Here is a 1,606-nt window from a genome sequence, read left to right as displayed (position 1 = left end):
CCCCTACGGCTCGGCTACGGTCCGGACCCGGCGGCCTCGGCCACGGGCCGTAGCCGCAGGCCAGTGCGGGCCGCGGCCCGGCGGGGTCCGTGGCCGGAGAAAATGCCGGGCGGGCCGCGTCGGGCCTTGCTACGGTCGGCGGCATGAAGCGCGCTGCCATCGTTGCCATGACGACGACGCCGGAGAGTGTCCCGGCGCGCTGATCGATGTTCTGATCCGAAGCCCCGGGGCGAGTGCCCCGGGGCTTCGCCGTGCGGTCACTCGCCCGACAGCCACCGACATCCGCCACGTCGACGAGGAGACCGTGATGTCCGACCACCGCAAGCTGGGCCGTGAGCTGGGCCTGTTCGACACCGACCCGCTGATCGGCGCGGGGCTGCCGTACTGGCTGCCCGACGGCGCGACCGTACGGCACACCCTGGAGGAGTACATCCGCGACGCCGAGCGGCGGGCGGGCTACCGGCATGTGTACTCGCCGGTGCTCGGCAAACGGGAGCTGTACGAGCTGTCGGGGCACTGGTCGCACTACAGCGACGATATGTTTCCCCCGATGGAGCTGGGCGCGGAGCCCGGTGCGGAGCAGGTCGTCCTGCGTCCGAGCCTGTGTCCCCACCATGCGGTCATCTACCGCTCCCGCGGCCACAGCTACCGCGAACTGCCGCTGCGGATGGCCGAGTTGGGCGGGATGTACCGTTCGGAGCTGTCGGGGGTGCTCGGCGGGCTGACCCGGGTCCGGGCCATCCAGCTCAACGACGCCCATATCTTCTGCACCCTGGACCAGGTCGCCGACGAGGCGGCGGCGGCCCTGGAGATGATCCGCCGGGCGTACGAGGCGCTCGGCATCACCCCGGCCCGCTATCGGCTCTCCCTCCCGGGCCCCGGCGGCAAGTACGTCGCCGCCCCCGAGATGTGGCGCCGCTCGACCGCCCTGCTGACCGACGTCCTGGACCGCTCCGGTCTGCCCTACGAGGCGGCGGAGGGCGAGGCCGCGTTCTACGGCCCCAAGATCGATGTACAGGTCGCCGACGGCGCGGGCCGGGAGTCCACCCTGTCCACCGTCCAGGTCGACTTCCACCAGCCCGAGCAGTTCGATCTGCACTACATCGGCCCGGACGGCGCCCGGCACCGCCCGGTCATGGTCCACCGCAGCATCATCGGCAGTGTGGAACGGGCCGTGGCCCATCTCATCGAGGAGCACGGCGGGGCCTTCCCCGCCTGGCTCGCCCCCACTCAGCTCATGGTCCTGCCGATCTCCGAGGCCGAACTGCCGCACGCCGAGGCGCTCGTCCGGCGATGCGTGGACCTCGGGCTGCGCGCGGAGCTGGCCGGACCGGAGCGCGGCAGCCTGGGCGCCCGGATCCGGGAGGCCCGTCTGGTGCCCTACCAGGCCGTCGTGGGCGCCAGGGAGGCCGGGGACGGCCGGGTGGCCCTGCGGCTGCGGGATGGCCGCCGGCTGGACCCGCTCCCGGTCGATGAGGTGCTGGCCCGGATCGGCGCGCTGGTGGGGGCGCACCGTACCGAGCTGTGGGGCGCGGTGTAGCGGGTGTCCGCCGGATCGTGACGCCTGCGGCGGGCTTGTTCCCCTCCCCGCCCCTTCCCACAACTG

Annotated in this window: 1 protein-coding gene; it reads left to right on the top strand. The window is 73.0% G+C overall.

Going from position 1 to position 1,606, the window contains the following annotated elements; translation table 11 throughout:
• Positions 1–280: 280 nt before the first annotated feature.
• Positions 281–1,540, top strand: a complete 1,260-nt coding sequence (thrS, locus tag KN815_RS45635; RefSeq protein WP_308403711.1) for a threonine--tRNA ligase — start codon at positions 281–283, stop codon at positions 1,538–1,540.
• Positions 1,541–1,606 lie beyond the last annotated feature (66 nt).

The organism is Streptomyces niphimycinicus, from assembly GCF_018883605.1.
Lineage (GTDB): Bacteria > Actinomycetota > Actinomycetes > Streptomycetales > Streptomycetaceae > Streptomyces > Streptomyces niphimycinicus.
Note: the sequence above shows the minus strand (reverse complement) of the source record. Positions and strands in the feature narration are given on the sequence as shown.